We start from the raw sequence: 3057 nt of genomic DNA, 5'->3' as shown, positions 1-3057 counted from the left end.
TGGCCCGCGTGTCGCGCGGGGGTGGGGAAACGTGGGGTGTCGGCGTATCTGGAGCAAGCTGCGCAGCGCCAGATCGAGCGAGACAACCTCGATGAGTTGATCGCGGACTTCGAGCGGGTGAACGGCCCTGCCGATCAGGATGCGGTGGCGGACAAGCAGTCCCGGCTGGGTGGTAGCGGCCACGGCGCGGCTACAGATGCCGCGTGAGCGGTGCGCTCGTACTCGACTGCGAGGCCCTGGCCAAAGCTGTCCGCCGGGATCGTGAGGTCCAGGAATGGCTGACTGCCGCGCGCCGATCGGACCTGCCGGTGCTCACTTCTGCCGCCGTGCTGGTCGAGGTGATCCATCCGAAGATCGATGACGCCGCTTTACGATGGACGTTGTCCAGGCTGCGAACCGAACCGGTGACCCAAGAGCTCGCCTACGCGGCCGCCGCCTTGCTGAAGGAAGCCGGGCTACACGGGCACAAGTACGCGATCGACGCCATGCTGTGCGCGACGGCGTTGTCGGTGCGGGGTGCGGTGACGATCTTGACCACCGATACCGACGACATCGAGAAGCTGGCCGCGGCACATCTGCGGGTGCGAGTAGAGAACGGGTGCGAGTAGAGAAGGTGTGAACCCGATCGTCGCAAACTGCCGCGTGCAGGCGGGGTGTGCCGGTGGTGTGGACATGGGCGCCCACCCACCGGCTCCGCGGGCTGAGCTCAGCCGACCAGGGGTTTCAGGGCCCGGGCAGCTGCCTCGATGACGCCCGGCTCGTGACCGTTGGTGATCATGTTGACGATGATGCCGTCGATGCCGTGGTCGAGGACGCGCTGCTGGGTCTGCTCGGCGACCTCGTCCGGGGTGCCGGCGAATTGGCGGTCGGCGGGGGAGTTGCGGATTTCCTCGGGGGACAGGGCAGACAGGTCGATGCCGAAACGGGCGAGCATGTCGGCCTGCAGTTTTCGGGCGCGGTCGCCGTCTTCGTCGGCGATCACGAACGCGAGGAAGCTGGTTTCGAGGGTTGACGGGTCGCGGTCGGCCTCGGCGCAGCGCTGGTGCAGCGCCGCGATCTTCTGTGGCAGCAGGGAGGCGTTGCAGATGATGTTGAGGTGGTCGGCGAAGCGGGCCGCCAGGGCGAAGGTCTTCTTCTCGCCACCGCCGCCGAGCATGATCGGCAGGTCGTCGCGGATGCGTGGCTCGTTCAGCGCGTTCTCGGTGTGATACCACTTGCCGTCGACGGTGGGCCGCTGTCCGTGCAGCATCGGGGCGATGATCTGCAGGGCTTCCTCGAGCCGCTGGAACCGCTCGGTGAAGGTGCCGAACTCGAAGCCGTACTGCTGGTGCTCGAGCTCGAACCAGCCCGCGCCGATGCCGAGCACGGCCCGCCCGCCGCTGACCACGTCGAGCGTGCTGACGGTCTTGGCGAGCAGCGCCGGATTGCGGTAGGTGTTGCCGGTGACCAAGGCGGACAACTGGATTCGCTCGGTCGCGGTGGCCAGTGCGCCGAGCGCGGTGTAGGCCTCGAGCATCGGCTCGTCCGGGCTGCCGATGCCGGGTAGCTGGTAGAAGTGGTCCATCACGAAGGCGGCGTCGAATCCGGCCGCTTCCGCCGCTCTGGCCTGCGCGATCACCGTGGGGAACAGCTCGCGCACCGAGGACGTGTTGCTGAAATTGGGCATCTGGTAACCGAGGCGAATGCTCATGCCGCCGACGATATGGCCTGGAGTGCACTCCAAGTCAAGAGTGATGCGCGAGCAGCCCTAGGCTCTTGCCCTCGATCACGGACAGGCGGATGCTCGACTTATGGCCAAGCCGTATCGAGCACGGTGGGGCGTCAGGGCGTCCAACGCATGGATGCGGACCGTGATCCGCGCTGGCTTGCCGATGTGGACCTTCCGTGTTCTCACGGTGCCAGGACGGCGCACCGGCCGCGCGATCGAGACGCCACTGGCAGTATTCGAACAGGATGACCGGCGTTACCTGGTGGCCTCCTATGGAACGGTGAACTGGGTGCGTAACCTGCGTGCGGCGCAAGGAAGGGCGACGCTGCGCCACGGCAGACACGTCGAGACCGTGACAGCCGCGGAGCTACCCATCGATCAAGCGGCCAGGGTGTTCCGGGCGTCGCTGGTGTCCGGGCCGCCGCGAGTTCCGAAGCCCATTGTGGCGCTGTATCGACGGTTCTTCGTGCTGCCCTACCTGGACGTGGATGTGGACTCGTCACCGCAGCAATTCCTCGACAACGCCCGCACCCATCCGGTTTTCGAAATCGTTCCCGGCTAGGTGTCTCGCGCGCAGTTGTCGCGGCAACTCCGGCCCGCGGCTCACCCGGCACGCACCGGGTAATCGGTCAGGTCGATGTCATTGGCGGCCTTGTCGCCGTACTTCAGCATGAGGCTGAACAGGCGGGAGCCGAGGAACCAGTTGCGGGCCTTGATGCCGACGGCGGTTTTGGGTGCGAGGAAGGGGCCGGTGTTGGAGTTGCCCGCGATCTTGGCGTACCGCCGCATGATCCGGTCGTAGGCGGCGAAGGCGGAGACGTGATCGCCTGCGGCGGTGGCGAGTTCGCCGGCGAGGACATAGGCGCCGACGACTGCGAGTCCGGTGCCGAAACCTGCGAGGGTGTTGCCGTAGGCGGAGTCGCCGACCAGGGCGACGCGCCCGCGGGTGTAGACGCCGTTCATCCTGACCTGGCTGATCGAGTCGAGGTAGATGTCGTCGAAATCCGCCAGGTCGGCGAGCATGCGCGGGGCATGCCAGCCCATGTCGGCGTAGGTGGATTCGATGATGCGGCGGGCCGCGGCGGTGTCATCGCGGGGGAAATCGAGTGCGGGACTGGCGAACAGGTACATCTGCTGCGCCTTCGGGCCGCCGTCGATGGCGAGCTTGCCCGGGGTGTTGTGGGCGAAGGCGCGGGCCCGTTCGCGCGGGGCACCGGTGTCGCTCCACGGGCTGGCGCCTGCCACGCAGTAGTAGTGGCCGAGGTGGTGCACGAAGTCCGATTCCGGACCGAACGCGAGTTTTCTTACGCGCGAATGGATTCCGTCGGCACCGACGACGAGGTCGAAGC

General features: G+C 66.9%; 3 protein-coding genes and 2 pseudogenes. 3 read left to right on the top strand and 2 right to left on the bottom strand.

Annotation, left to right across the window (positions count from 1 at the left end; genetic code table 11):
* Positions 1-207 (top strand): annotated as a pseudogene (locus ACFWPJ_RS29080) (hypothetical protein); the annotation flags it as partial.
* Positions 204-608 carry a PIN domain-containing protein gene (locus ACFWPJ_RS29075; protein WP_378856135.1) on the top strand — a complete coding sequence of 135 codons (405 nt, stop codon included), beginning with the start codon at positions 204-206 and terminating at the stop codon, positions 606-608. The pseudogene ACFWPJ_RS29080 and the gene ACFWPJ_RS29075, both read left to right, overlap by 4 nt.
* 98 nt (positions 609-706) lie before the next feature.
* Here ACFWPJ_RS29075 and ACFWPJ_RS29070 read toward each other — a convergent pair whose 3' ends face one another.
* The gene (locus tag ACFWPJ_RS29070; RefSeq protein WP_378856134.1) at positions 707-1690 is read right to left on the bottom strand and encodes an LLM class F420-dependent oxidoreductase; all 984 of its coding nucleotides are present in this window, start codon (positions 1688-1690) and stop codon (positions 707-709) included.
* A gap of 100 nt (positions 1691-1790) precedes the next feature.
* On the opposite strand from ACFWPJ_RS29070, the gene ACFWPJ_RS29065 reads away from it, so the two are divergent.
* Positions 1791-2270, top strand: coding sequence for a nitroreductase family deazaflavin-dependent oxidoreductase (locus ACFWPJ_RS29065; RefSeq protein ID WP_378856133.1), 480 nt, complete (start codon positions 1791-1793; stop codon positions 2268-2270).
* 41 nt (positions 2271-2311) lie between these two features.
* Here the strand turns inward: ACFWPJ_RS29065 and ACFWPJ_RS29060 are convergent.
* A pseudogene (locus tag ACFWPJ_RS29060) lies at positions 2312-3057 on the bottom strand (FAD-dependent oxidoreductase); the annotation flags it as partial.

It is taken from the genome of Nocardia sp. NPDC058497, from assembly GCF_042720195.1.
GTDB lineage: Bacteria > Actinomycetota > Actinomycetes > Mycobacteriales > Mycobacteriaceae > Nocardia.
This window is presented reverse-complemented; position numbering and strand designations above follow the sequence as displayed.